The 24,088-nt window shown below is 42.4% G+C and carries 23 protein-coding genes; 10 read left to right on the forward strand and 13 right to left on the reverse strand.

Translation table 11 applies throughout. From position 1 onward, the window contains the following. Window positions 1–31: 31 nt before the first annotated feature. On the reverse strand, window positions 32–862 hold the full coding sequence (locus ACFSJE_RS12060; protein ID WP_379831221.1) for a serine hydrolase: 831 nt from the start codon (window positions 860–862) through the stop codon (window positions 32–34). Window positions 863–1,286: 424 nt separating this feature from the next. Between ACFSJE_RS12060 and ACFSJE_RS12065 the strand changes: the two genes are divergently transcribed. Next, a complete protein-coding gene (locus tag ACFSJE_RS12065; RefSeq protein ID WP_379831222.1) occupies window positions 1,287–4,547 on the forward strand; it encodes a S41 family peptidase in 3,261 nt (1,086 codons plus the stop codon). Window positions 4,548–4,623: 76 nt separating this feature from the next. On the opposite strand, the gene ACFSJE_RS12070 is transcribed toward ACFSJE_RS12065, so the two are convergent. After that, complete coding sequence (locus ACFSJE_RS12070) at window positions 4,624–6,918, reverse strand: TonB-dependent receptor (protein WP_379831223.1); 2,295 nt, start codon at window positions 6,916–6,918, stop codon at window positions 4,624–4,626. A gap of 95 nt (window positions 6,919–7,013) precedes the next feature. Here ACFSJE_RS12070 and ACFSJE_RS12075 point away from each other — a divergent pair, with 95 nt between their 5' ends. The 3 genes from ACFSJE_RS12075 to ACFSJE_RS12085 all read left to right on the forward strand — a co-directional run bounded on the left by ACFSJE_RS12075 (window position 7,014) and on the right by ACFSJE_RS12085 (window position 8,302). After that, a complete protein-coding gene (locus ACFSJE_RS12075; protein WP_379831224.1) occupies window positions 7,014–7,454 on the forward strand; it encodes a molybdenum cofactor biosynthesis protein MoaE in 441 nt (146 codons plus the stop codon). Window positions 7,455–7,457: 3 nt separating this feature from the next. Next, window positions 7,458–7,886, forward strand: coding sequence for a cyclic pyranopterin monophosphate synthase MoaC (moaC, locus tag ACFSJE_RS12080; RefSeq protein ID WP_379831225.1), 429 nt, complete (start codon window positions 7,458–7,460; stop codon window positions 7,884–7,886). A gap of 74 nt (window positions 7,887–7,960) precedes the next feature. Further along, window positions 7,961–8,302 carry a hypothetical protein gene (locus tag ACFSJE_RS12085; protein ID WP_379831226.1) on the forward strand — a complete coding sequence of 114 codons (342 nt, stop codon included), beginning with the start codon at window positions 7,961–7,963 and terminating at the stop codon, window positions 8,300–8,302. Window position 8,303: 1 nt separating this feature from the next. On the opposite strand, the gene ACFSJE_RS12090 is transcribed toward ACFSJE_RS12085, so the two are convergent. Next, window positions 8,304–9,251: an NAD-dependent epimerase/dehydratase family protein gene (locus ACFSJE_RS12090; protein WP_379831227.1), complete on the reverse strand. Its 948-nt coding sequence runs from the start codon at window positions 9,249–9,251 to the stop codon at window positions 8,304–8,306. Between the two features lie 64 nt (window positions 9,252–9,315). Between ACFSJE_RS12090 and ACFSJE_RS12095 the strand changes: the two genes are divergently transcribed. Both ACFSJE_RS12095 and ACFSJE_RS12100 read left to right on the forward strand, forming a co-directional pair. Next, window positions 9,316–9,813, forward strand: a complete 498-nt coding sequence (locus ACFSJE_RS12095) for a hypothetical protein (RefSeq protein WP_379831228.1) — start codon at window positions 9,316–9,318, stop codon at window positions 9,811–9,813. After that, complete coding sequence (locus ACFSJE_RS12100) at window positions 9,803–10,303, forward strand: nuclear transport factor 2 family protein (RefSeq protein WP_379831229.1); 501 nt, start codon at window positions 9,803–9,805, stop codon at window positions 10,301–10,303. The genes ACFSJE_RS12095 and ACFSJE_RS12100 overlap by 11 nt, the downstream gene beginning before the upstream one ends. Here the strand turns inward: ACFSJE_RS12100 and ACFSJE_RS12105 are convergent, their stop codons facing one another. The 3 genes from ACFSJE_RS12105 to ACFSJE_RS12115 form a co-directional block, all read right to left on the reverse strand. Further along, entirely contained in the window at window positions 10,304–11,008 is a 705-nt protein-coding gene (locus ACFSJE_RS12105) for a hypothetical protein (RefSeq protein ID WP_379831230.1), read from the reverse strand. It abuts the gene before it with no gap. A gap of 69 nt (window positions 11,009–11,077) precedes the next feature. Beyond that, window positions 11,078–11,887 (reverse strand): SDR family oxidoreductase, encoded by an 810-nt coding sequence (locus ACFSJE_RS12110; RefSeq protein ID WP_379831231.1) that lies wholly within the window; start codon window positions 11,885–11,887, stop codon window positions 11,078–11,080. Next, the gene (locus ACFSJE_RS12115) at window positions 11,880–14,159 is read right to left on the reverse strand and encodes a M28 family peptidase (protein ID WP_379831232.1); all 2,280 of its coding nucleotides are present in this window, start codon (window positions 14,157–14,159) and stop codon (window positions 11,880–11,882) included. The genes ACFSJE_RS12110 and ACFSJE_RS12115 overlap by 8 nt, the downstream gene beginning before the upstream one ends. Before the next feature lie 122 nt (window positions 14,160–14,281). Here ACFSJE_RS12115 and ACFSJE_RS12120 point away from each other — a divergent pair, with 122 nt between their 5' ends. Further along, complete coding sequence (locus ACFSJE_RS12120; RefSeq protein ID WP_379831233.1) at window positions 14,282–14,752, forward strand: CBS domain-containing protein; 471 nt, start codon at window positions 14,282–14,284, stop codon at window positions 14,750–14,752. 13 nt (window positions 14,753–14,765) lie between these two features. Here ACFSJE_RS12120 and ACFSJE_RS12125 read toward each other — a convergent pair whose 3' ends face one another. From ACFSJE_RS12125 to ACFSJE_RS12135, 3 genes are read right to left on the reverse strand one after another with little or no spacing between them, the layout of a single operon-like run. Further along, on the reverse strand, window positions 14,766–15,119 hold the full coding sequence (locus ACFSJE_RS12125; protein WP_379831234.1) for a hypothetical protein: 354 nt from the start codon (window positions 15,117–15,119) through the stop codon (window positions 14,766–14,768). A 9-nt stretch (window positions 15,120–15,128) separates the two neighbouring features. Next, on the reverse strand, window positions 15,129–15,701 hold the full coding sequence (locus ACFSJE_RS12130; protein ID WP_379831235.1) for a pentapeptide repeat-containing protein: 573 nt from the start codon (window positions 15,699–15,701) through the stop codon (window positions 15,129–15,131). Next, on the reverse strand, window positions 15,701–18,850 hold the full coding sequence (locus ACFSJE_RS12135) for a VPS10 domain-containing protein (protein WP_379831236.1): 3,150 nt from the start codon (window positions 18,848–18,850) through the stop codon (window positions 15,701–15,703). Before ACFSJE_RS12135 ends, ACFSJE_RS12130 begins: the two co-directional genes overlap by 1 nt. A 159-nt stretch (window positions 18,851–19,009) precedes the next feature. Here ACFSJE_RS12135 and ACFSJE_RS12140 point away from each other — a divergent pair, with 159 nt between their 5' ends. Both ACFSJE_RS12140 and ACFSJE_RS12145 read left to right on the forward strand, forming a co-directional pair. Further along, a complete protein-coding gene (locus ACFSJE_RS12140) occupies window positions 19,010–19,759 on the forward strand; it encodes a glucose 1-dehydrogenase (RefSeq protein WP_379831237.1) in 750 nt (249 codons plus the stop codon). A 39-nt stretch (window positions 19,760–19,798) separates the two neighbouring features. Continuing rightward, window positions 19,799–20,380 (forward strand): TetR/AcrR family transcriptional regulator, encoded by a 582-nt coding sequence (locus ACFSJE_RS12145; RefSeq protein ID WP_379831238.1) that lies wholly within the window; start codon window positions 19,799–19,801, stop codon window positions 20,378–20,380. Between the two features lie 8 nt (window positions 20,381–20,388). Here the strand turns inward: ACFSJE_RS12145 and ACFSJE_RS12150 are convergent, their stop codons facing one another. Then, window positions 20,389–20,877, reverse strand: a complete 489-nt coding sequence (locus ACFSJE_RS12150; RefSeq protein ID WP_379831239.1) for a DUF6265 family protein — start codon at window positions 20,875–20,877, stop codon at window positions 20,389–20,391. 37 nt (window positions 20,878–20,914) lie between these two features. Continuing rightward, window positions 20,915–21,613 (reverse strand): SIMPL domain-containing protein, encoded by a 699-nt coding sequence (locus ACFSJE_RS12155; RefSeq protein ID WP_379831240.1) that lies wholly within the window; start codon window positions 21,611–21,613, stop codon window positions 20,915–20,917. 127 nt (window positions 21,614–21,740) lie between these two features. Between ACFSJE_RS12155 and ACFSJE_RS12160 the strand changes: the two genes are divergently transcribed. Then, window positions 21,741–22,877 carry a glycerate kinase gene (locus tag ACFSJE_RS12160; protein WP_379831241.1) on the forward strand — a complete coding sequence of 379 codons (1,137 nt, stop codon included), beginning with the start codon at window positions 21,741–21,743 and terminating at the stop codon, window positions 22,875–22,877. A gap of 13 nt (window positions 22,878–22,890) precedes the next feature. On the opposite strand, the gene ACFSJE_RS12165 is transcribed toward ACFSJE_RS12160, so the two are convergent. Continuing rightward, window positions 22,891–23,493, reverse strand: a complete 603-nt coding sequence (locus ACFSJE_RS12165; protein WP_379831242.1) for a GNAT family N-acetyltransferase — start codon at window positions 23,491–23,493, stop codon at window positions 22,891–22,893. A gap of 112 nt (window positions 23,494–23,605) precedes the next feature. Next, entirely contained in the window at window positions 23,606–24,070 is a 465-nt protein-coding gene (locus ACFSJE_RS12170; protein ID WP_379831243.1) for a hypothetical protein, read from the reverse strand. Window positions 24,071–24,088: the final 18 nt, after the last annotated feature.

Below are 24,088 nucleotides of genomic sequence, written 5' to 3' on the forward strand. Positions count from 1 at the left end.
ATAGATCATTGGTCGTGGGACTATCCAATGACTAAATTTCGGTTTTTTTCAATACTTTTTCCACTGGTTTAACCAAATTTCGGATGATTTGCTCCCCATCCGGATCATCAACGAGTGCAACCAAAATGTATCTTCGATTTGAGTCTCTTCCCCATACCAAGATGGAATCGGAGTGATAGGTTTTCCAGGACCCAGACTTTCTAAAGAGTCGTGCAGTTGGGGCAATAATGTCCAAGGTGTTCACAAATTTGTGATGCAGTTCTGGGTTTTCCATGATGTTCAACATTTGCTTGGACCTCTTTTCATTGACGAGCTTTCCATTGGCAAGCAAATAATAAAAACGGCAAACCTGAGTCACCGAAGCGGCGTGGCTAAGTTGTTTTAGGGGTTCTCTGTTGGTGTCTCCGCCGCCGCCATATCGTTTTCCTACCCAAAGACCACCGCCATTGTCCTCGTCATAAAAAGCATATTTGGGGTCGGTCATCACGGATTCTATTTTGGCATACCCGATTCGGTCAATCATGCGGGTGGAAGCAGCGTTGTCGGATTTGCTGATCATCAATCGCATATCCTTTTTTACCTCTGCGGTCTCTAGTAATTCCCCTTTTTCAATGGCATCCATAGCAGATAGGAGAATGGCAATTTTTGGAAGACTTGCAGCGTACATCATGTAATTGCCATTGATGCGGGCAAACCTTACGTTTTCTGGATTGCTCAAATCCACAATGCCAATGGCCATTTTCTTTTGGGAAATCAAATGGGACCAAACCTCATTGCTCAACATTTCTTCTTCCAAGTTGGCTTGGAGTGAAGTATCCACCAATTTTGTTAGGGGTTTAATGTTTTCATTCCCAATTTTCAAGGGCAAAGTTTGCTGTCCTGAAATTGATGAGCACAGAGCGAAAAGGAAAATGGTAAGCAGGATATTCCTCATTAAAAGCACCGTATTAAAAATTAGCCAAAAGTATATAATCCAATAACGCACAACATGTTAAAAATATTTTTTTAGATGAAATGAATTCATCAACAAACATGCGGTCTGCCCTAGGAAGAAGCTCAATGAATTGTTAAAATAAGAAGGTTTTTGGTTTTTGGAAGCTCAATATAAGGGATCTATTGACTTAGTATTCAAAAAATTAAAAAAATAAGTAACTTAACCAATCCCCGGTCGTCCTATCTATTGAGCAGTCATCAGAATCTAAACTATTTGAATTTTAATATAAATAATGGATGTTAAATTTCCCTCCTTAACAACTTCAGTAAATCAAACAAACCAATCAAAAATTATGAAGAAAACACTCACTCTTTTTCTCACGTTGTGTTGCATTTATGTTCAAGGCCAAATCAGTGGCAGTCTAATGCAGCACCCCGATGTTTCCAGTAGCCAGGTCTGCTTTGTGTATGGCGACGATATTTGGATTGCACCAAAATCTGGCGGAATGGCCGTAAAATTAAGTTCCACGGTTGGCGTGGAAGGCTATCCAAGATTTTCGCCAGATGGGAAACAAATTGCCTATTCTGCTAACTATCAAGGAAATACCGATGTCTATGTGATATCGGTCAATGGTGGAATTCCAACAAGACTTACCTATCATGGAATGTCAGATAGGGTCTTGGGGTGGACGCCAGACGGAAACGCAGTACTTTTTGCATCTTCCCGTGAAAGTGGACGGCAGCGATTCAGTCAGTTTTATACCGTGCCAACTACAGGAGGAGCTCCTACCAAATTACCCGTACCTTATGGTGAGTTTGCTTCTTTCTCCCCAGATGGAAAAAAGTTGGCATTCACAGAACTTTCCAGGGTTAACAGGAACTGGAAAAGATATCGCGGCGGTATGGCTCCAGATGTATTGCTTTTTGACCTTGCCACCTTTGTTTCGGAGAATATTACCAATAATTCCGCAAATGATGAATTGCCCATGTGGGTTGGTGACGCCATTTTTTATATGTCGGACGCTGGGCCCAACAAGCGAAACAACATCTGGAAATATGACCCTAACACCAAAACCAACTCCCAGCTGACCAATTTTTCGGATTTTGATATCACATTTCCACAAAGCAGTGCTTCGGATATTGTTTTTGAAGCAGGCGGAAAATTGTATTTGTACAATATTGGGTCAAATGCCACGACTGAGATTAATATTCAATTGATATCTGACCAAAAAGGACTGATTGCTCAACAAAAGAGTGTTGAACACTACATACAAACGGCCACTATTTCTCCAGATGGAAACCGAGTTATGATTGGGGCAAGAGGAGAATTGTTTGACCTTCCCGCCACGGAAGGTTATGTCTCTAACCTAACGAACACCTCTGGGGTTGCTGAACGTCATCCCGCGTGGTCACCGGACGGTAAGTCGTTGGCCTATTGGAGTGATAAAAGTGGCGAATACCAATTGGTTGTGAAAGATATGACCGGGAATGGTCCGCCTATCACTATGACTGATTTTACAAGTGGATTTCGGTACTCCATAATGTGGTCCCCGGACAGCAAAAAAATCGCCTTTATTGATCAGGCCATGGACATCCAATTTATCGATTTGGCATCAAAAAGTTTGACCAAAATAGACAATGGGAAGGCATTTTATGAGGATGATCTTCGCAATTTTAGCGTATCGTGGTCACCAGACAGTAAATGGATTGCCTACGCCCGTCCAACAGAAAAAGTGTTTGTTTCTGGGATATTTCTATACAATCTAACCACTAAAAAGACGGTTCAGGTCACCTCTGGGTTTTATTCGGATAACAACCCTGTGTTCAGTGCGGATGGCAAGTATCTTTTTTATACCACCAACAGGATGATGAACCCTGTATATTCGGATTTGGATAATACCTTCATCTATCCCAATTCGTCACAGATCGCTGTGACTACCTTAAGTACTAAAACCACATCAATCCTTGCGCCAAAAAATGATGAATCATCGGTGAAGGAAAAAAAGGAAGGAGAAGATGAAAAATCATCGAAATCCAAAAAGGGCAAAGAAGAGGAAAAGAAAGATGAAGTAGCTGCTACGCTCATTGACATTCCCGGTTTTGAAACTAGGGCGGAGTTATTGGAGATTGAGCCGGGAAACATTGGCAATCTGTCTACGGTAGATGGTAAGTTGTTGTTTGTCCGTTATCCCAATTCCGGTTCGCCGGGAGGCGCTACTCCTTCCTTGGAGTTTTATGACATCGAAGAAAGGGAGGTAAAAACCATCATATCAAATCTAGATGGATATGAAGTTTCGGCCGACGGAAAAAAAATCGGATTGAGCCAAAACCAAAAATTCGCTGTGGTTGATATTGCTCCCGATCAAAAGATTGAAAAAACGGTTCCCACTTCAAAAATGGTGATGCAAGTGGTTCCTAAAGAGGAGTGGAAGCAAATTTTTAATGATGTCTGGAGAATTGAACGTGATTTTTTCTATGATCCTGGGATGCATGGAGTGGATTGGAACTTGATGAAGACCCGATACGGACAGCTTGTTGACCAGGCCAATTCAAGGAACGATGTCAATATTGTGATTGGTGATTTGATTGCTGAGTTGAATGCTTCGCACACTTATAATGGTGGTGGGGATAGTGAAGAAGCCAGTACCATCACCGTTGGTTATTTGGGAGCAGATGTCGCTGTTGAAAATGGCCGGTTCCGTATAAAGAAAATCATTTCTGGAGCCACATGGGATGTTGAAGTAAAGTCGCCCTTGGCCATGCCTGGATTGGATATTGATACGGGAGATTACATTCTTGCTGTGAATGGACAGGAAATTGATATAACCAAACCCATCTTTGCGAGCTTGCAAGGATTGGGGGATGCTACGGTTCAATTGACCGTAAATGACAAACCTTCTTTTGAAAATTCACGAAAGGTCATCACAAAACTCTTAAGCTCGGAAACTCGACTACGTCATTTGGAATGGATAGAAGCCAATCGCAAACGTGTTGAAGAGGCCACCGATGGGAAAATTGGCTATGTCTACGTAAGAAGCACTGGAGTTGATGGTCAAAATGAATTGATTCGCCAGTTTTATGGACAAATTGAAAAAGAAGGACTCATCATTGATGAACGCTTTAACAGTGGCGGTCAAATTCCAGATAGATTTGTGGAATTGTTGGATAGAAAACCGCTCGCATTTTTTGCCGTTCGCGATGGGGAAGACTGGCCCTGGCCACCAGCAGCTAATTTTGGCCCCAAAGTCATGTTGATCAATGGATTCAGTGGGTCTGGGGGTGATGCTTTTCCGGATTACTTTAGAAAATATGGTCTTGGACCCCTTATTGGAACCCGAACTTGGGGAGGTTTGATTGGAATCAGTGGAGCACCCGACCTTATTGATAACGGAGGGATAACGGTGCCGACCTTTAGAATGTATGATCCAGATGGACAATGGTTTAAAGAGGGTCATGGTGTTGATCCTGATATGGAAGTAGTTCAAGATTTTCAAAAGTTGGCAAACGGAGAAGACCTTCAACTGGAAGCCGCAATACAGGAAGTAATGCGCCGCCTCAATAGCAGCAGCCAGTTTAAAACGCCGCCTCGCCCGGCATATGAAGACCGAAATTAATATGCGAAGCCTTTACTTGTAATTAAAAAGCCCGATGTTTTGCATCGGGCTTTTTATCGTTCAGTTAGGTTGTTTTTTACATCAATGGCATTTTAATACCTAATGAAATGTTCCGCCCTGGACTATAGATTTCATACGAACGGAATCGGCTCATGTGATTTAGGTATTTGGTGTCCAAAACATTATTGGCATTCAGAAAAAATTCCATCTTTTTAAAATGGGTGTCCAATCCCAAATGAAGTAGCGTATATCCGTCCGTTTCCATTTCATTGGGTGCAACTTGATGCTGTTCAAAGCTAGTGTTTGTTCCAACATTTAAGGTCCAGCCGGTCAATTGACCTAAATGGTCCCAAGTAATGAATACATCGTTATTCCATTTAGTAGGTGGCATTTGATACAAATACGCGTCATTATCGGAACGTTGCCCTTTTAAAGTAGAAACAGAACTCTCTAAATGACCCCATGGGATGGCAGTTGGATGCACGTTAAGCATAAATTCACCGCCGTAGATATGGGCATCATTTTGTTGAAATTCAAATAGAGGTACCATCACGTCGGGGTCGAGATTGCTGCTCACTTCTTCACTGGTAGGGGTGATGTAGATATAATCATTGATGGAGTTATAGAAAGCACTTCCTTCCATGGAAATTTCCTTGCCTTCGTATGCAATACTACCATCAAATTCGGTATTGGTCTCCTTGGTGAAATCGGAATTTCCGACTTCAAAACGTTGACTTTCCAGTTTTACACCATTGGACATGAGTTCGTTTAGGTTGGGGGATCGGTACCCCGTAGCTACGCTGGCCCTAAAAATAAGATGCTCAATGGGTTCAAAAGCAGCTCCCAACGAATAGCTTAGGTTGTCATAACTCCGGGAGATGGCTGGTTGGAATACCGAAGGGTCTTGACTCTCTTCGGTATCTAAATTTCGGTGGTCATACCGAACCCCAACGCTAAAATTATAACGGTCTTGTTCATATCGACTCACCCCAAAGAGGCCGATATCTTTTATGGTCGCATCAGGAATCAATTGGGTGGTACCATCATCTCCGTTGGTATTGGTCTTAAGCATGCCCTGTGACCCAACTATGGTGTGAAAATTGTGCATGGTAGGCATGACCCATTTTACATCGTAGGTGTAGGATTTCAAGATCATATCCAAATAGGTGTATCCCTTCTTGCTGCCTGCCAATTCTTCATTTTCAGTGCGGTGGTTATTTTGATAACCAAGCGTTGCTTTTATGGTTGAAGCCCCAGTCAAGAGAGTGGTTTTTGAGATGATTCGGTGGTCGGTCACTCCGTGATAAGGAGCCTCAATCTCAAATGGGAATTTTTCTTTTTCAAGGCTGTCAATGTTGATGATTCGCCCATCTTCATCCTTTACAATATCCTTTCCATCAAGGATGCCGTAATATGCTTTGTTGAAGGTATAGGAGAGTTTGCTGTTCCCCCAAGGTTTATTAATGCCTGCGAATCCCTTCGCGCCATATTCCAATAGTCGGGTGTTGGGAACACGAAAATCAAAGCCGTCGTAAAAATAATCTGAAAGTAGTTTCCCTAAGGCACGAAAACCCCAGTTAAAGTTTTCTTTGGAACTTTTGATGCTTGCTTCGACACGGCCACCACGGTTGTTGGAATAGGCCATAGCCTCCACATCGGCCTTTGTGGTGCCTACTTCGGCTGGTTTTTCCTCCACAAAGCGGACAATTCCTCCCATGGCCTCTGGGCCATAAAGCAGCGAGGATGGACCCTTGATGATTTCAATGTGGTCCATCCCCAGTTCGTTTATTCCAATGCCATGCTCGTCATCCCATTGTTGGGTCTCAAAGCGAATTGCGTCTACAATCGTCAATACGCGGTTACTCGAAAGCCCTCGAATTACTGGTCTGCTCACCAGCGGTCCAGTGGTAACGGCGTCCACTCCGGGAACCCTTGGAATGATGTCCATAACGCTCATTCCACCGGTTTTGGATAGCTGTTCTTTGGGAATCACATCTATTTTAAAAGTTTCTTCTTGCTGGGGCTTTTCGTACGCCGCAGCAACCACTACTTCTTGTATGGCAAAAGGTTGTGGGTCCAGTTTGATGTTTATGATGACTTCCTTTTCATCTTCAACAGTCAAGGTTTCTACTTCACTTTCAAACCCAAGGAAGCTGACTTGAAGGGAATACACTCCTTTTCCAAGTCCGGAAAATTGAAAATTTCCATTGGTATCGCTCGCAGTGGCCTTATTGATTTGACTAATATAAACGGAAGCATTTTCCAGCGGTTGTGATGTCTCGCTATTGACAATGTTGCCGCGTACGGAAGTTTGGGAGTGGGCAGCCATGATAGCTGCTAAAAAAAATACTACAGAAAAAATTTTTCTCATGAGGTTGGGATTAAGTTGGTTTAAAAAGGGAAATTACAAAACCTATCATTAAGCAAGTAGGCGTTTCTTCCTTACCTTAGTGCAAAACTTGCGGGATGGAGACCAAGATTAAGAATGTATTTGTGGAGGGCGCCATAGCTCCGGAATTTATCGCTGATTCCATTTCAAAGCACCAATCCAAGACCCAAATTGGGGCCCATGATATCTTTTTGGGCCAGGTTAGGGCCGATGAAATTGAAGGCAAAACGGTTTCGGCCATTGAGTATACCGCTTATGAAAGTATGGCCAATCAAAAATTCCATGAGATTCGGGAGAGTACCTTTTCCAAATTTGAAATTACGTGCATGCATATCTATCATAGTTTAGGAAAAGTAAATACGGGTGAGATTTGTCTCTTCGTCTTTGTATCATCGCCCCATAGAAGAGTGGCTTTTGAAGCTTTGGAGTTTGTTGTGGAGGAAATAAAGGCACATGTTCCCGTTTTTGGTAAGGAACTTTTTGAGGATGATTCGTATCAATGGAAAGTCAATACATAGAAGATGGTAGATATTACACAGAAACAATCCACCCATAGAACAGCAGTGGCCCTAGCTGTGGTCAAAGTCAGTACAATGTCAACGATTGAAGCCATTAAAAACGGGACGGTTCCCAAAGGTGATGTGCTTTCTATGAGTAAGGCAGCTGGTTTTTTGGGGGTTAAAAAGACTTCGGATTTATTGCCCGATTGCCATCCACTGCCCGTTGAGTTCTGTGGAATTGAGTATGAAATGGACGGTTTGGAGATCAAAATCCTAATTACGGTGAAGACGTTTTACAAGACTGGGGTAGAGGTGGAAGCGATGCACGGAGCCAGTGTGGTAGCGCTTACCATGTACGATATGCTCAAGCCAATAGATAAAGGTGTGGAGATACATCACATAAAGTTGATTAAGAAAACAGGGGGCAAATCTGATATTGGGGTGCATTAATTTTTTTTGATATTTTTTTTGCAGCAAATACTTTTATTCTAATTTTAGATTAATCAGACGATAATCCCATTGCTATGAATAACCTCAAACGTGTAATTGTCGATTATAAAAAATTGACCCCCGAAGTCCTGAAGCTGTTGGTGGATAAATACCCCGATGGCTATGGCGATAATGATGTCATCAATTTTAGAAACTTAAAAGGAGAATTGATTGAAGCTGTTGAGGTTTCAACCGAGGACACCAAATATTTGGTGAAGATCAGTTCCAAATTGGAGCACACCATGGCCAACTTTGATGATGACGACGATGATGAAGACAATGACCTTGATACCGAGGATTTGGGTAAACTCCCAGGTGATGATGACGATGAGGACTTCTCGGACTCAGATTCAGATTCGGACTCTGAGGAGGAATAATCTACCCTTCTTTTTTTAGATTCGTAAGCATTTCGTGAGTAGTTTGATCTAAATCAAACTCGGGTTTCCAACCCCAATCATTTTTAGCCAAAGTATCATCAATGCTGCTTGGCCAGGAATCTGCTATTTTCTGTCTAAAATCGGGAGCGTAGCTGATTTCAAAGTCAGGAATATGCTTTTTGATGCTTTCCGCAACATCTTGTGGGGTAAAGCTCATGCTTCCCAAATTGTAAGACGATCTTACCGTTAGGTCTTCTGCAGGACTTTCCATAAGTTGAATAGTGGCTCTAATGGCGTCATCCATATACATCATGGGCAGCTTGGTGTCTTTGTCCAAAAAAGATTGATAGGCTCCCTTTTCCAACGCTTCATGATAAATCTCAACGGCATAGTCCGTAGTACCACCACCTGGCATGGTCTTCCAGCTGATTAGACCTGGATAACGAACACTACGCACATCCACACCAAACTTTTTATAATAGTATTCGCACCAACGTTCCCCAGATTGTTTACTGATGCCATAAACGGTACTGGGCTCCATAATGGTGCTTTGTGCCGTGTTTTCCTTTGGGGTGTTGGGTCCAAAAACCGCAATACTGGAAGGCCAAAATATTTTAGAGATTTTATTTTCCTTGGCCAGATTCAATACATTGAATAGGGAATTCATGTTGAGGTTCCAAGCACGCATGGGAAATTTCTCGGCAGTAGCGCTGAGCATGGCGGCCATTAAATACACTTCGTCAATTTCGTAGTGCATCACCACATCTTCAATAGCGGCATAATTGGTGGCATCCAATAGCTCAAACGGGCCCGAGGCCATCAATGCATCACTGCCTTCCCTAATGTCACTGGCAACTACCTTTTCGGAGCCGTATTTATTTCGGAGTTCAATGGTCAGTTCAGTTCCAATTTGGCCACAAGCGCCAATAATAAGGATAGGCTTTTGCATTAAAAATCAAGTTAATTGCGTTTGTTGGCAAAGATACCCTTTATTAAAATTTGTACATTCGCTTATGCGAAAATTGTTAGGTGTATTGGTTGTTTTTTGCATTCTGTTGGGGTGTAAAAAAAAGGAGGAAACTGCTCAGGAAACAGAAACTGTGAATCTTGAGTTCCAGATTCAAAAAATGCCCTCAAAGTTGCCCATTAATCCTGAGGCTACGGCAATTGTTAGAAATTGGAAGGAGTTTTCGACATTTAACGTCAGTATAGATGTTCTGTACAAAGCCACTAATAATGAAGACTTAAGTTTAGCCATTGATGACCTTATTGAAAAGGAGAAAAAAATGGCAGAGGGAAAATACCCTGAACTGTTCGATACCTTTCAGGTGAAAAGTAGGCAACAGGTGATGAAAACCTATCTCTACAAAGTGAAAGCGAGTATTTTGGAAAATCAGGAAACTACCCAACCTACTATTGAAATGCTTGAAGCCTACAACGCGTTACGAAAACAGTTCAATGTAATTGTGAACAGCCAACTGGATAAAGAATTGATATTGGATGAAAACTAAGATTTTAATGGTTCTGGGTTTTTTCATGGTGATTACTGTAATCGCCCAGAGAACGGAAAAGGATAAAATCAACGGTGTTTTGGATAGTTGGCATCTTGCCGCTTCCAATGCTGATTTTGAGGCGTTTTTTGGAAAGATGACCAATGATGCCGTTTTTATTGGAACGGATGCCATGGAAAATTGGCAAAACAATGAATTCAAGGAGTTTTCCAAACCTTATTTTGATAATGGAAAGGCTTGGAGCTTCACTTCGGTACAGCGAAATATCTACATTAACAAAACCAAGGACTTTGCTTGGTTTGATGAGTTGCTGGATACCCAGATGAAAATCTGCAGGGGTTCTGGAGTACTCAGAAAAGAAAATGGGCAATGGAAAATTGCCCATTATGTATTATCGATTGCAGTGCCCAATGAAAATGTGGGCGAACTGGTTCAAATCAAGGAAAAAAAGGATGATGAATTGCTCCTTGAGTTAAAAAAGAAGCAATAATTAGTTTTCGCCTCCCTCTCCCTCAGGCTTTTCCTTTCGGGATTCCAAAGCTTGCTTGCTTAGACTGGCCAAATTAAAATTGGGGTCTAGTTTTAGTGCCTCATCAATGGAAGTCAGCGCCGCATCAATATTGTTTTTGTCCATGTTGTACGTGACCAATCCCTTCAGATGGTAAAAAGCAGCTTTCAGGGCTACTTCATACGGTTGTTGTCTTTCGTAGAAGGCATATTTCATGTCGTCCTGCGAATTGGCAATTCCGTAGTCAATATTGGACATCGCTCCAGCATTATCACCAGTCTGTATTTTTAAATCAGCCAACTCATAGGCCAAATAGGCAGAAGGTTCTCTTTTGAATAAAATCTCAAAGTGCTCCAATGCCCGTTTGGGTTGGTTCAAAGCTTTTAAGGAAACTGCTTTTACTTGTACGGCAAGATCAGAATCGGCCTCATTTTTTTCAATACCAATGGTATTTAGGGCTTGCATGTGCTGACTGTTGTTCATGTAAACAAACGCCAAAGTATCTCTTCGCTCTTTGGAAGGAGAAAGTACATTTAAGTGGGTCAATGCACCAATAACGCCATTGACATCACCTTGCATGCGCATTTCTTGGTAATAGGCTTTATAGTGTTCCAGAAGTTCGTTGTTGGTCTGTGAAATGGCATTAAAGCCAACCAACAAGAGCAATACGAGTAGTGTCTTTTTCATTCATCTTCAATTTAGTGCGCCAAAACTAAAAAAATTATCCATATGATCTTGTTAATAATCCCATAAGTATCAGGATATAATGGAAGTGTTGAAAGCGTGTCCTTTGTCCAAAAAGTTTTTGCTGATGACCACTTTGGCCTTGCTTGGGGTATTATCGATTTGATATGGTGGCAACGGAAGGTTTCTTTTAGCGGCTTCTGAACTGTAATAGTCATTTTTTGAAGGGTGAAAGGGATTTACTCCGTTGAAAATATCTCCCCAATACTGGTTGACAAGGATGGTTTGAATCATGTGAATGCAATCATCCAAATGAATCAGATTAACGGGGTCGTTACCATTGCTAAGCTCCTGTTTTTTGGCCAACATGGTCACCGGATGTCGGTCTGGCCCAATGAGTCCACCAAACCGAATGATAGTTGTTTTTATGTTGGGGTCATCCCAAAAAAGCATTTCGGACTGAACCAATTGAATCCCTGATTCGTTTGTGGGATGGGTTTGGGTTTGCTCGGTAACCTCACCTTCCAAATCACCATAAACTGCAGTACTACTTACAAAAATGACCTTAGCCACTCCACATTTTTGGATTTCTTGACGAAGCAGCACCATTTTGTCAATAAAGCTTTCGGTGGAGCTGCCTCTTAGTCGCGGTGGGACATTAATGATCAGGACATCTATTTGGGATAGGAAGTCTTGAATATTCCCATGAATCTTCTCCGGTTTCAATGTTATTTGATAGGGTTGTATCCCCTCATTTTTGAGTTGAAGGAGCTTGTCTTCCGAGGTGGTGCTTCCAAACACTTCGTGGGAGTCGAGTACAAGTTGTTTTGCCAAAGGCAATCCGAGCCATCCACAGCCCAATACACCAATCTTTTCAGTCAAACCTCAAGGTTTTAATGGTCAAAATGGCATCATTCAGAACAAATGGCATGGGAATGCTTGTTTCCGGTCTTTTGGGAACGCTAAAATCTTTGTGGGATAGGAGGTCATTGGAGGCTTCGTAAAATGAAAGTTCCAAAACCGAATCTTTTGGGAAACTCAGTTCCAACTCGGTGTAATCGTTATTAGTGATGTAATGGGTAATCAATTTATTTCTTCTTTTCTGTAAGAACTCATCGGATAGTTCAAGACGATTCACACTGGCAGCATTCAAAGGTACGGAGTTGGTATAAACATCCAAACGGTTTACATTTCGCTTTGGCGTAACGCACACCTCAATAATTCTATTTTCGCCAACGACAGTGTCTTTCACTTTGTCTATCCAAGGAAGGGGAATGTCCTTTTTTTGAGTATCGGCAATATAGGTGAGTTTTGTGGCGTATTTGCTGGATAACGTTTTGTATTCTTCAGGTCCAGGTACTCGCTTTTCATTTCCTAAAAATTGACCGTTCCATCCAATCAAAAGTTGGTCATAAGTGGCCCAAATGGCTGAATCATCATCTGCATTGTAAACATAGAGCAGACTGCTTGGTTTAGGGCGTTCCTCATTAAAATCAGAATCAAGATGGCTCGAAATACCAAAAACCATAAACAGGAACAAAAACAAATAGGCAAAGGTGATTTTGTTTTTAAGCTGACCGAAGAAGGGCAACACCAGAAAGAACAACAAGGTGGTGAATAGGGTAGCGGCAATCATCATCTTTAGTCCTAATCCGACCGGGAACATTTTTATGAAAGGAGCATATAGGAAAATCGCGGGAAGAGCCAGAAAGACCATCAAAAACGGATTGGGTTCTTCTTGGTTGATGACGACCATGAAAGCGGCCAATAAACCGAATAGCGGCACCACGAAAAAGCTTGCGCCGGGCAAATAATATGCAACCAAACCGCAGATGATTATCCAAATAAGGATGGGAGCCACCAGAAGGTTTGGGGTAGTGGTTTTTCGGAATTGATGGTACATCCAAAAACAGACGGACAAAGAAAGCATCACGTAGACCACAATGTAAGTATGTCCATTATAGGTAAAGCCATGAAGCATATCCTTGAACCCTGGGTACCACCATGTAATGAAGGTCCAACAGAAATAGCCAAGAATGCCATTAATGACCAAAGTGAGCAAAACGGGTATAAAACCTTTAAAAATGTCCTTAAGTTGAAGCTTTTTCTTCCGAAATCCATCAAAAAGAAGCAATAGAAAAGCCAAAACAGCGAGACCGAACATGGGCCAAATCCAATCAAATGGGTAGGATACCAACCTAAAGAATGGCAGATTGAAATAGACATAATCGTTCAGGCTTTTTAGATTGTCAAGGTCTGCTTCCGAAAAATAGTGTAGGAGCGGCATTAAATAACTGCCTTGATGTGCTAAAGAAGTTCGGTCTAGCCTGTCATAATTGTCCAAAGCCGTGTGATAATCAAAATGGTCATCAATAAAAGCAAAGTTGAACCCCTCTATATCACCATCTTCCCGAAAAACGGTAAGATCCGTGTCGTTGGGCAACATCTTGTAAATGCTATAGGCCAGGGAATTGGCCACAGGATATTTTGGATTGGCTTTTGAAAATTCTTTGATCAATGTTCCATTCCCTCGATTGGTTTCAATGAGCATATAACTTGGTCCACCGCTGCCACGTGCTTCAAAATTGAGCACCAGTCCCACATCTTTGGCCCATGGGTGGTTATTTACAAAAAGGTCTGCGCCATTGAGGCCCAATTCCTCGGCATCGGTGATGAGAACGATAATATCATTTTTTGGGGTTTTGTTTTCAGATAAAAAAGCCCGGATTCCTTCTAGAATGGTGGCGACACCACTTCCTGCGTCACTGGCCCCGTAGGAAGAGTGGGGGCTGCTATCGTAATGGGAAAGCAATAAAAGCGCCTTGCCATTCCCTGAACCTTTTATTCGGGCCAAAACGTTGGTGGCCTTACTCAAATTTCCCCAATCTCCAGCGGTATACCCTTCTTGGGTTATGGTTTCCAAGCCCATTTTTTTTAGCTCCGCAATGATGTAAGCACGAACCCTTGGATGTCCTGAAAATCCAACACCATGGGGTTCAATGGAAAGATTTTTCACATGGAACAATGCCCTGTCCGTTGAAAATTTTTCTTGGGTCAAATCTCCATCTGGGGTATAGGATGGAATCAAAGATTTAAAGCTCCAATAGACCGCAAGAAAAAGGAGTAAAAGGGCAAGCGTGCGAGAAAATTTCATGATTTGGTTATGTTGGTACTTAAATGTATGAATTTATGAAAGGTTCGTACATTTTAACGTTAAAAATTAGACAATTCTCTAAAAAAGTTTATATTTATTGTTTAACTCTAAATAATAACCCTATGGCTATCAAAAGTTTTCAAGGCGTGCGTTCCAAAGAGGAGTCAAAGAAAAAATACAACGCTCCTATTTTGGTAGAGGACTATATGACCAAAAAATTGGTTACTTTTTCACCAGAACAGTCCATTTTAGAAGTTATGGAAGCTTTCGCAAAGTACCATATTTCTGGTGGCCCTGTATTGGATGGCAATGGGTTTTTGGTGGGAATTGTATCTGAAGCGGACTGTATGAAACAGATTTCAGAAAGTCGCTATTTTAATCAACCTATTTTGGACAAAAGCGTGGAACGCTTTATGACCAAGAACGTGGAGACGGTTCCACATGACATGAGTATCTTTGATGCAGCGGGAGTTTTTGATCGACACAACAGACGTCGATTACCTGTTATGAAGAATGGCATCTTGGTTGGGCAAATCAGTCGTAAGGATGTTGTAATTGCGGCGTTGAAACTTAGTGCCCATAACTGGAAATAACCCTTTCCTTTTATCACTCACGCTTTACAATCATGTAAAAATCATTGTCGAGCGGTAAATACCCTAAATCATAAACAAAATAGTAGGTGCTCCCCTTTTTGGTGGTGTACAAATTGGTGATGTACTCAAAATCGAAGCCTTTGTCCATCAGCTTCATTTTTGTGGTCCTTGTTTTACCATCCTTTAGGGGAAAACTATCTAAAATGCGATAGTTTTTCCGAAGCTTGTTATTGATGTTTCGGACCAAGTTTTTACTATCCTTGTTCAGGCGATTGTTGTAGGCATTACGGCAATGGTCCGAACAGTATTTTTGGTCCACCCTTCCAAGCAGTTTTGCTCCGCATTCCAAGCATTTTCTTTCCTCCATGACATAAGATTAGGTAACCACAATATCATATTTTTTTAGCAAACCGATGAGTCCATCCTTGCTGAACTTGCTTTTTTTGAGGTGATTAACTGTTGGGTCGATGTTGAAATTGATGGCTGAAGTGAAATCGGCCTGTTCCAAATCTGTGTCATCAAAAGTGGCATCCTTAAAGTCAGAAACATGAAAAGTACATTCCTTTAATTGCGCTTGGGTAAAATCAACTTGATGAAGTTTGCAATCCTCAAAAAGGGTTTGGGGGATGTTCATTCCATAAAATGAGGCCACGGAAAGATTGCACCCTTTAAATTGAAAAGTACTCAACAATGGATTACAGGTTTCAAACTGTAGCCCTACCATCTTGCAGTCCACAAAAGTGACATCGTTGAAGATGGTATGGGCTATGTTGGTGTTGGTGAAATCGCAGCCTTCAAAAGAACATTCCACAAAATTTTGATTGTCCAAAAATCCCTTGGCAAACTTACAATCCACAAAACGACAATTCTCGTAATCACCTTTGGGCAATTTGTGCTCAGTGTAATCTTGTTTTATGAATTCTTGGTCAAACCAAAAGGATGTTCCCATTATTTGTCGGTTAGGATTATGGCCGGAATTTCCAAGGATTTGAACATCTGGTTATATGCTTCCATTTCGCTTCCCACTATGGCATTTTTTTCATCCTCGAAGGTTTTCCATTTGGCCAACAAGTCACTTAGGAGCTGTTTTGCACCTTGGGTCACTTTGGGGTCGGAGACATCCACAAACCCCTTTAAATGCATAAGTTGCGCATTCAGTTGATTTTTGAAGTTAACCACATCCTGAAAGGTCTTTTGTTTGGGCTGAATCAGGTTTTCCTCCCAAGTGGTGATTCGTTCCAGTAAGGCTTTTCCTTTTTCAAGCAGCTCTGAAGCATCCTCATTATCCTTGAGTAATTCTTCATACTGATTCAATTGGGTTTTGGCGCCCCGCATTTGGTTTACGGCTTTGTGCATGCCTTTTAGGGTTTCATCAATGGTCGCCAGTACCGATTGTTGCTCTGCAAAGTCGGCAGGAGTTGCATCGATATTGGGATTTGGCAAAATCACCGCATTGGTTTCGACCGATTCTCCCTCCATGGTAAGTCGTAGCGTATACGTGCCCGGAGGTACTCGGGAGCCCAGATATTCTCCATACACGAACACTTTGTCCACTGAAGGGATGGCATCTTTAGTGAAATCCCAAGTGAATCGGTTGTATCCTTTTATCGAAGGTAAAACATCTGGTTTTGGAGGTCCACCCGGCCATGTTTTGAAATCTTTCGGTTTTTGGTTGGTGATGGTCTTAATGACTTTTCCGGCTGAAAGCACTTCAAGTTTTAACTCAACCGAATCCAGTTTTTTGGGCAGATAATAATCGAAAGTTACTCCAGATTTTGGGTTTTGACCTACTCCCGGAACTGGCTCATCAGAGCTTCCACCGAAAAAGCGATAGGTATCTTTTGGAGTAACGATGGCGAATGTTCGCTCTGGCGAAACACTGTTTTGAATGGCACCCAAATCATCCAAAATCCAGAAAGAGCGACCTGCGGTAGCGGCCACAAGATCATTATCGTGAATAATCAAATCGTTGATGGGAACCAAAGGAAGATTCAATTGAAGGGGTTGCCACAGTTGACCATCATTCAAAGAGATATACAATCCGGTTTCTGTTCCAGCGTAAAGCAGCCCTTTTTGTTTTTTATCCTCCCGAACCACACGAGGGAACGTATGCTTACCATTGATGCCATTGGTAATCTTGGTCCATGTTTGGCCATAATCCGAAGTCTTGAAAATATACGGTGTCAAATCCATAAACTTATACCGCATGGCCACCACATACGCCGTAGCCGGGTCATGAGGGGAAACCTCAATACTATTGATAATGCTTTCCTGAAGGTTGGGAGGGGTAACGTTTTCCCAGTTTGCACCACCATCTTTGGTAATGTGGACCAATCCATCATCAGAACCCGCGTAGAGCACTCCTTTTTCATGGGGTGATTCCACCAAATACATCAAGGTGTTGTAGTTTTCACCTCCAGCAGCTTCATTGGTGTAAGGTCCACCACCGGGCCCTTGTTTCTCAGGGTCATTTCGAGTTAAATCTGGACTGACAACCTCCCAACTGATACCTCCATCCATAGTTTTGAAAACCACATTGCCAGCGTGATAAATGGTGTTAGGGTCGTGGGGGGAACTGATAATCGGGGCATTCCAGTTATATCGAAATTTAAAATCCGATGGAATTCTACCAAGACCAAGTTCTGGATATTCCTTAATGGGTTTCAGCTCTCGGGAAGCTCGAATCCATTTTTCAATAATACCTTGATAGCAGCCTCCGTATACCACCTCTGGATTATCTGGGTCGAAGGCCAAATAGGCACTCTCACAGCCTGAAACATCATGCCAATCCTTCCAGTCAATCCCATCATCATTGGTTCTGCTGGCAATGGTAATCGCCGAGTTGTCCTGTTGGCCGCCATATACATTGTAAGGCACTAAATTATCCGTAATAACGCGGTAAAACTGTGAAGTCGCTTGATTTTGCTGAGTGCTCCAACTTTTGCCACCATTATTGGAAATGTTGGACCCACCGTCGTTGGAATTTATCATTACTTGGTTGTTCTTCGGATGGATCCACAAATCGTGATTATCTCCGTGCGGCGTAGGAACCGGGGTGAAGGTTTTTCCACCATCAATGGATTTGGTCACTGGCGCATTGAGCACATAGACGACGTTCTCATCTTGGGTATCCGCAAAGATTTCCATGTAATACCAAGAACGCGCAATATTGATACGGTCTTTGCTGGTCTGTTGCCACGTTTTTCCGGCATCAACACTTTTGTAGACCCCGCCTTTTTCACCTTCCGCTTCAAGTACGGCGTAAACCACATCAGAATTGGCCCTTGAAACAGAAATACCAGACTTACCGAATTCCTTGGGAAGTCCTTTTTCCAACTTGTTCCATGTGGTTCCACCATCAGTGGATTTATAAAACCCGGATGAAGCTCCGCCAGATTCCATGGTCCAAGGATATCTACGATGTTGCCATAGGGCCGCATAGAGAATCAAAGGGTTGTTCATATCCATGGAAAGGGAGGAAACTCCGGTGTTTTCATCTACAAAAAGCACACGCTCCCAAGTTTCACCACCGTCGGTGGAGCGATATACACCGCGTTCTTCCGAAGGGCCGTATTGTGCGCCTTGTGCAGCAACAAATAAAATATCATTATTAGTGGGGTCTATGATAACATCTGAAATATGTCGGGTTTCATCCAATCCAATGTGCTTCCAGGTTTTTCCAGCATCGGTGGATTTATAAACACCATCTCCCATGCTGGTCATGACCCCACGGGCTGGGTGTTCTCCCATCCCGACCAATACCAAATTAGGATTGCTTTCGGATACGGCAATGTCCCCAACCGTACCGGTTTTCAACTGTCCATCGGAAATATTTTTCCACGTCAGACCATCATCCGTAGTTTTCCAGATACCACCTCCGGTGGTGCCCATGTAGTAGGTGTGGGCCTGACCCACCACTCCGGTTGAGGTGACACTTCGGCCGCCACGGAAGGGACCAATGTTTCGCCACTTTATCCCAGGAAACAGCGAGTCATTGACGGTAACTATGGGGTCGGATGATTTTTTGTTTCTACGTTGGGCTTCACCTTGAAAGGGAAGCAATACTAAAAGGGTGAGGAAGAGTTGAAATACTTTCATTTTTGACGAGTTGAGTTAGCATCAGGTAAGATACAAAACCCCCATTAATCTGTTAATAAAAAGATAAAGATTGATTTTATTTGGAACGTTCATTCCAAAATGTATAGGTTTGTATTGGAACATTCGTTCCGAAATATAAATCTAACACATCAAAACAACATGAAAAAACTAGAAGGAAAAGTCGCCATAATCACCGGCGCAACCAGTGGAATGGGTCTTGAGACCGCTAAAAAGTACCTAGAGGAAGGCGCAAAAGTGGTGCTTACCGGACGAAACCAAGAAAAATTGGACGCCCTTAAAAGTGAACTTCAAGGGGATTATTTACTGTTTAAAGCCGAAGCCTCCAGTTCAGCGGACAGTGCAGCACTAGTGGCCAAAACCGTGGACACTTTTGGAAAGATTGATATTCTTTTCCTGAATGCAGGCATCTTTCGTTTGGAACCTATTGAAGGACTCACGGAAGCTGTTTTCGATGAGGTGTACAACATCAATGTAAAGGGACCGCTTTTTACCGTCAAAGCTGCTTATGAATATTTTAATGAAGGAGCCAGTATTATTTTCAATACCTCTGTTGTCAACACCAAAGGTTTCGCTTTTCTGTCCGCTTATGCGTCCAGTAAAGCAGCATTGCGTTCCTTGGTACGGACCTTGGCCACTGAATTTGGTCCAAAGGGAATTCGCGTGAATGCCATTGCCCCAGGCCCCATTGAGACACCAATTTATGATAAGCACAACATGCTCAAAGAGGACTTTGAGCAGATGGCTTCGTCGTTTCCTTCCATGGTTTCCTTGGGACGATATGGAAATTCGTCTGAGATAGCCGCTACCGCGTTGTTTTTGGCATCTTCGGACAGTAGCTTTATTACCGGTGCCGAGATTCCCGTTGATGGGGGATTGGCCCAAGTGTGATTTTTTTTGGATAAATTTGGAACAATTATTCCAAATGCAATGCCGAGAACAAAACAGTTCAATGAAGAAGAAATATTGAAAAAGGCCATGGAACTCTTTTGGGAAAGAGGGTTCCATGCCACTTCAATACAGAACTTGGTGACCTGCTTGGGTATCAACAGGGCCAGTTTGTACGATACGTTTGGAGGCAAGGAAGAGCTGTTCAACAAGGTTTTCACCTATTACCGCAAGAAGAACGGCGACACACTACGTTCCACTTTGGAGCAAGAAAAATCGGTTAAAGCTGGGTTTTGTAGATTGTTCGAAGACGCCATTGAAAAGGCTCAAACTGATACTGCCCAAAAAGGGTGTTTTGTGGTGAATACCACCACCGAGCTTATTCCAGGGGATGAAACTATCCACAATGCATTACGTGAGAATAAGGAGAATGCTGAACGAATTTTCATAGAACATATCAAAAAAGGAATTGAAAGCGGAGAAATAGATGCGTCCAAAGATGCGGAGAGTATTGGACCGATGCTTTTTGCCCTGTTCAGTGGTTTGCAGGTAATGGCAAAAGTAGACCCCGACCCAAACAAACTTCGAAAGTTGGTCAAGTCAGGGCTATCTGTTCTGGATTAGATTTAGAATTATACTCGTGTATAGGAAAACAAAACCTCTTCCGAAGAATCCTTAGATTCAATAAGGACCCACATGTTGATTTGATTCTCACTCACTTTTTCTATGGTAAAGCCTTCAAAATAGGCTTTGTTCTTCTCCATTTTCACCAATCGGAAATCCACGGTTTCATTTTTTTCTTCCCAACCTCTCAAATTCTTATCAAAATGCTTCAGCTGCAAAATGATGGAATTATCTACCTCTTGTATGTGTCCAACCTCATAAAAAGATACTTGATTATCCGCCACCAATCGGAAAACGAACATCATGGAACCGCCCATGGGGTCGCTCCAGATTTCTTCTGCAATTCCGCCAAAGGCCTCTCCCTGCCAATGCCCTGAAATCCAGGATACATCTTTAAGTGTGGCGTTGGGTGACGTTTGTCCTTCGGACAACTGTAGTGTTTCTTGAGCGGAAATGATTCCGACTTGAAACAGGAAAAGTAGTAGTAAGGTTCTCATCGTATCGGTTGTTTAGGAATAGACGAATGAAACGGAACTAATTGGACAATACGAATTTCACGTTCACGGTGGCCTCTACCTTAATTTTTTCAAAATCGATATCCAAAGGCTGTTGGCCCATATCGGCTGAAACGGCTTTCATTTCCATCATGGGAGCTTGATTGTATCGTGGATAATACGGCTGGGAATTGTCGATAATGTGAATGGCCACTCCCACTTTTTGCCCCAATGGTTTGGTAAGGGCGTCCGCTTTTTGTTTGGCTTTTTTCACAGCTCTGGCCTTCAGTTCCAATTCCAGTTCATCCATTTTGGAGTATTCTGTTTTTTCCAAAAAGGCATTGGCAATCTCCAACTGTTCCAGAGCAACCAAAACATCGGCGGCTTGTTTTCCACTGTAAACCAAAAGGGAATATTGTTTGCTTTTGAGCACTTCTTTACCTCTGAGAAAATACTTTTGAAAGTCACTGCTGAGGTCTTTGATCACCAATTGCTTGTCCAAGTCGATGCCCAGAGCTTTCAATCGCTGAGCCATTTTGTTTTCCTGCTCCTCCACGGAAACCTTGCCTTTGGAATCCTTTTCCTGAATGGTAATGTTGAGGTAGATTTTATCCGGGGTCACCAAGGTGTCAACCTGCGCGGAAGTTTCTAGATAGGGAAGATCCAAAAAGCTTTTGGTTTGGGCAAATAGTGCGGTTGAAAATAGAAGTGTGATTATCGGAATGATTGCTTTTTTCATGATTTTATTTTTTGTTTAAAGGTATATACTTCCCCTTCAGAAGCAAAACCTGTGCCGTTTTATTTGTAAGAAAAGTCAGGGCATTCAAAAACCTCTGGTTTCTTCAAATTTTGAGTACATTGTAAAGATGAAATTTGTTTTGGCACCCGATAAATATAAAGGTTCGCTGACCGGGCATGAGTTCTGCGATGCTGTGGAAAGTGGCATCAGAAAAGTGTTTCCCAATGCGGAAATTCTGAAAAGGCCCCTAGCCGACGGGGGAGATGGTACTATTGAGGTGGTGGCACATTACCTAAATGCGCATTCAATTTCTTTGGAGGTGACGGACCCCTTGTTTCGAAAGATTAAGGCGGATTATCTCCTTTCGGATGACAAGAAAACTGCGTTTATTGAAATGTCCGAAGCCTCTGGTTACAAGGTACTGACCAAGTCGGAAATGAACTGCATGCGCACGACCTCTTTGGGTACGGGTGAGATGATTCTGGATGCTTTGGAAAAAGGCGCAAAGAACATCGTTCTCGGAATTGGGGGAAGTGCTACCAATGATGGAGGTATGGGTATGGCAACGGCATTGGGCTATGAATTTTTGGATAAAAATGGCAATAGTCTGGATCCCATTGGAAAAAACCTGGCCTTGGTAAATGAAATCCGAACTGAAGGAGTGCATAAAAAATTGGAGGGAGCAACTATTCAAGTGGCCTGTGATGTCAATAATCCGCTGTACGGAGAAAATGGCGCTGCCAAAGTATATGGTCCCCAAAAAGGGGCTTCGCCAGAGGAAGTGGAAGTATTGGATAAAGGATTGGAACACTTCGCCCAAATTATTCAATCCACTTTTGGGGTTGATGTGCAGAAAATACCCGGCGCCGGAGCTGCTGGAGGTATGGGGGCCGGAGCAGTGGTTTTCTTGGACGCCAAGTTGACTTCTGGTGTGGATTTGGTGATGCAGTTGGCCAATTTTGATGAAGCTCTGACGGATGCGGATTGGATCATTACTGGAGAGGGCCAATTGGACGGGCAGACTTTTTCCGGAAAAACGATTGCTGGTGTCATTCAATCTGCAAAAAAGAAGGGGGTACCGATTGCCGCATTTTGTGGTTCAGTGAACGTGTCCATCGCAGAAATGCAAACAATGAGATTGGATTATGCGGTCTCTATTTTAAATCAAGTTGGTAATCTGGACGATGCTAAGGCCAAAAGTTTTGAAAATCTGGAATTGGCCAGTTATAATTTTGCCCATTTGTTGAAGCAAAGCAAAGCTTGACGTTACGCCAATATTATTTTGACCCACCCCGTTTCATTTTAAATTCCAACGAAGTTTTTACGGTTTTCCATTCACTGTCCAAAATGGAAAATAGGACGGTATCCCTAAGATTGCCATGTTCATCAATCCTGTGGTTGCGGAGAATTCCTTCTTGTTTGGCGCCCAAGCGCAAAATTGCATTTCGGGAAGGGAAATTGTGATAGTGCGTTCGAAACTCAACGGCGATACAGTTCAAGGTTTCAAAAGCATGTTTCAGTAACAGGTATTTGCATTCGGTATTGATGCCGGTGCGTTGTACACGTTGCGCATACCAAGTTGCCCCAATTTCCACCCTCCTGTTTTTGGAATCGGCATTAAGATAGCGCGTGCTTCCAATAATTTTATTGGTCTTTTTATCAATCACTGTAAAGGGTAGGGACTTGCCTGCATTTTGTTCTGAAAGTGCAACATCCATATAGGAATCCATGTTGGGAGGGGAGGGTACGGTAGTGTACCAAAGTTCCCAAAGCTTTCCATCTGAAGCAGCAAAAACCAAGTCGACTTTATGCGATTTATGCATCGGTTCCAGTCGAACGAGTTCTCCTTCAAGTGTGGTGGGTTTTAACCAGGGTTCCATAGGTTGGGATTTTGGGTTCAAATATAGCTGTAAATGATTCGTCATGGGTATAAAAAAAAAGCCGGGATTTCTCCCGACCCTCAATCAATCAAAAAACGAACTTCAATTGATTTTATGGTGTTGCGGTAAATTCTTCAATGATGAAGAAATCTTTGTTTTTGTCTTTTATGTAATACATGTCATCCAAAACATTGTACCGCATGGTTCTATCATTTACTCTAATTTCAAAACCCTTATCCGTAGGTGACATTTCAAAGGCGTTTTTATCGGAACCTTTATACTTTAAGGTCGTATAACTGTCATAAGCAGCATCACCATCATAGTCTATTGCTATTAACTTGGTAACAAAGGCTGGCATTGATTTTCGGGTTTGGTTGACTTTATTCTCATCCTTTTTTTCAAGTTCAACCTCATAATTCCTGTGCTCCATCACTTTTACGCTGAATTGTTTTTCCTTTCCATTTTCAGATACGGTAAAAGTTTTGAGTTCTTGTGTGGCACTCATGACCCCATCCTGCGCATGTGCAACAAATGCAGTTAGTGTCATGAATGAAAATATGGTCAATAACGTTTTCATTGTGTCTTTTTTAAGGTT

Origin of the sequence: Flagellimonas iocasae (assembly GCF_042682725.1) — a bacterium.
Taxonomy (GTDB): domain Bacteria; phylum Bacteroidota; class Bacteroidia; order Flavobacteriales; family Flavobacteriaceae; genus Flagellimonas; species Flagellimonas iocasae.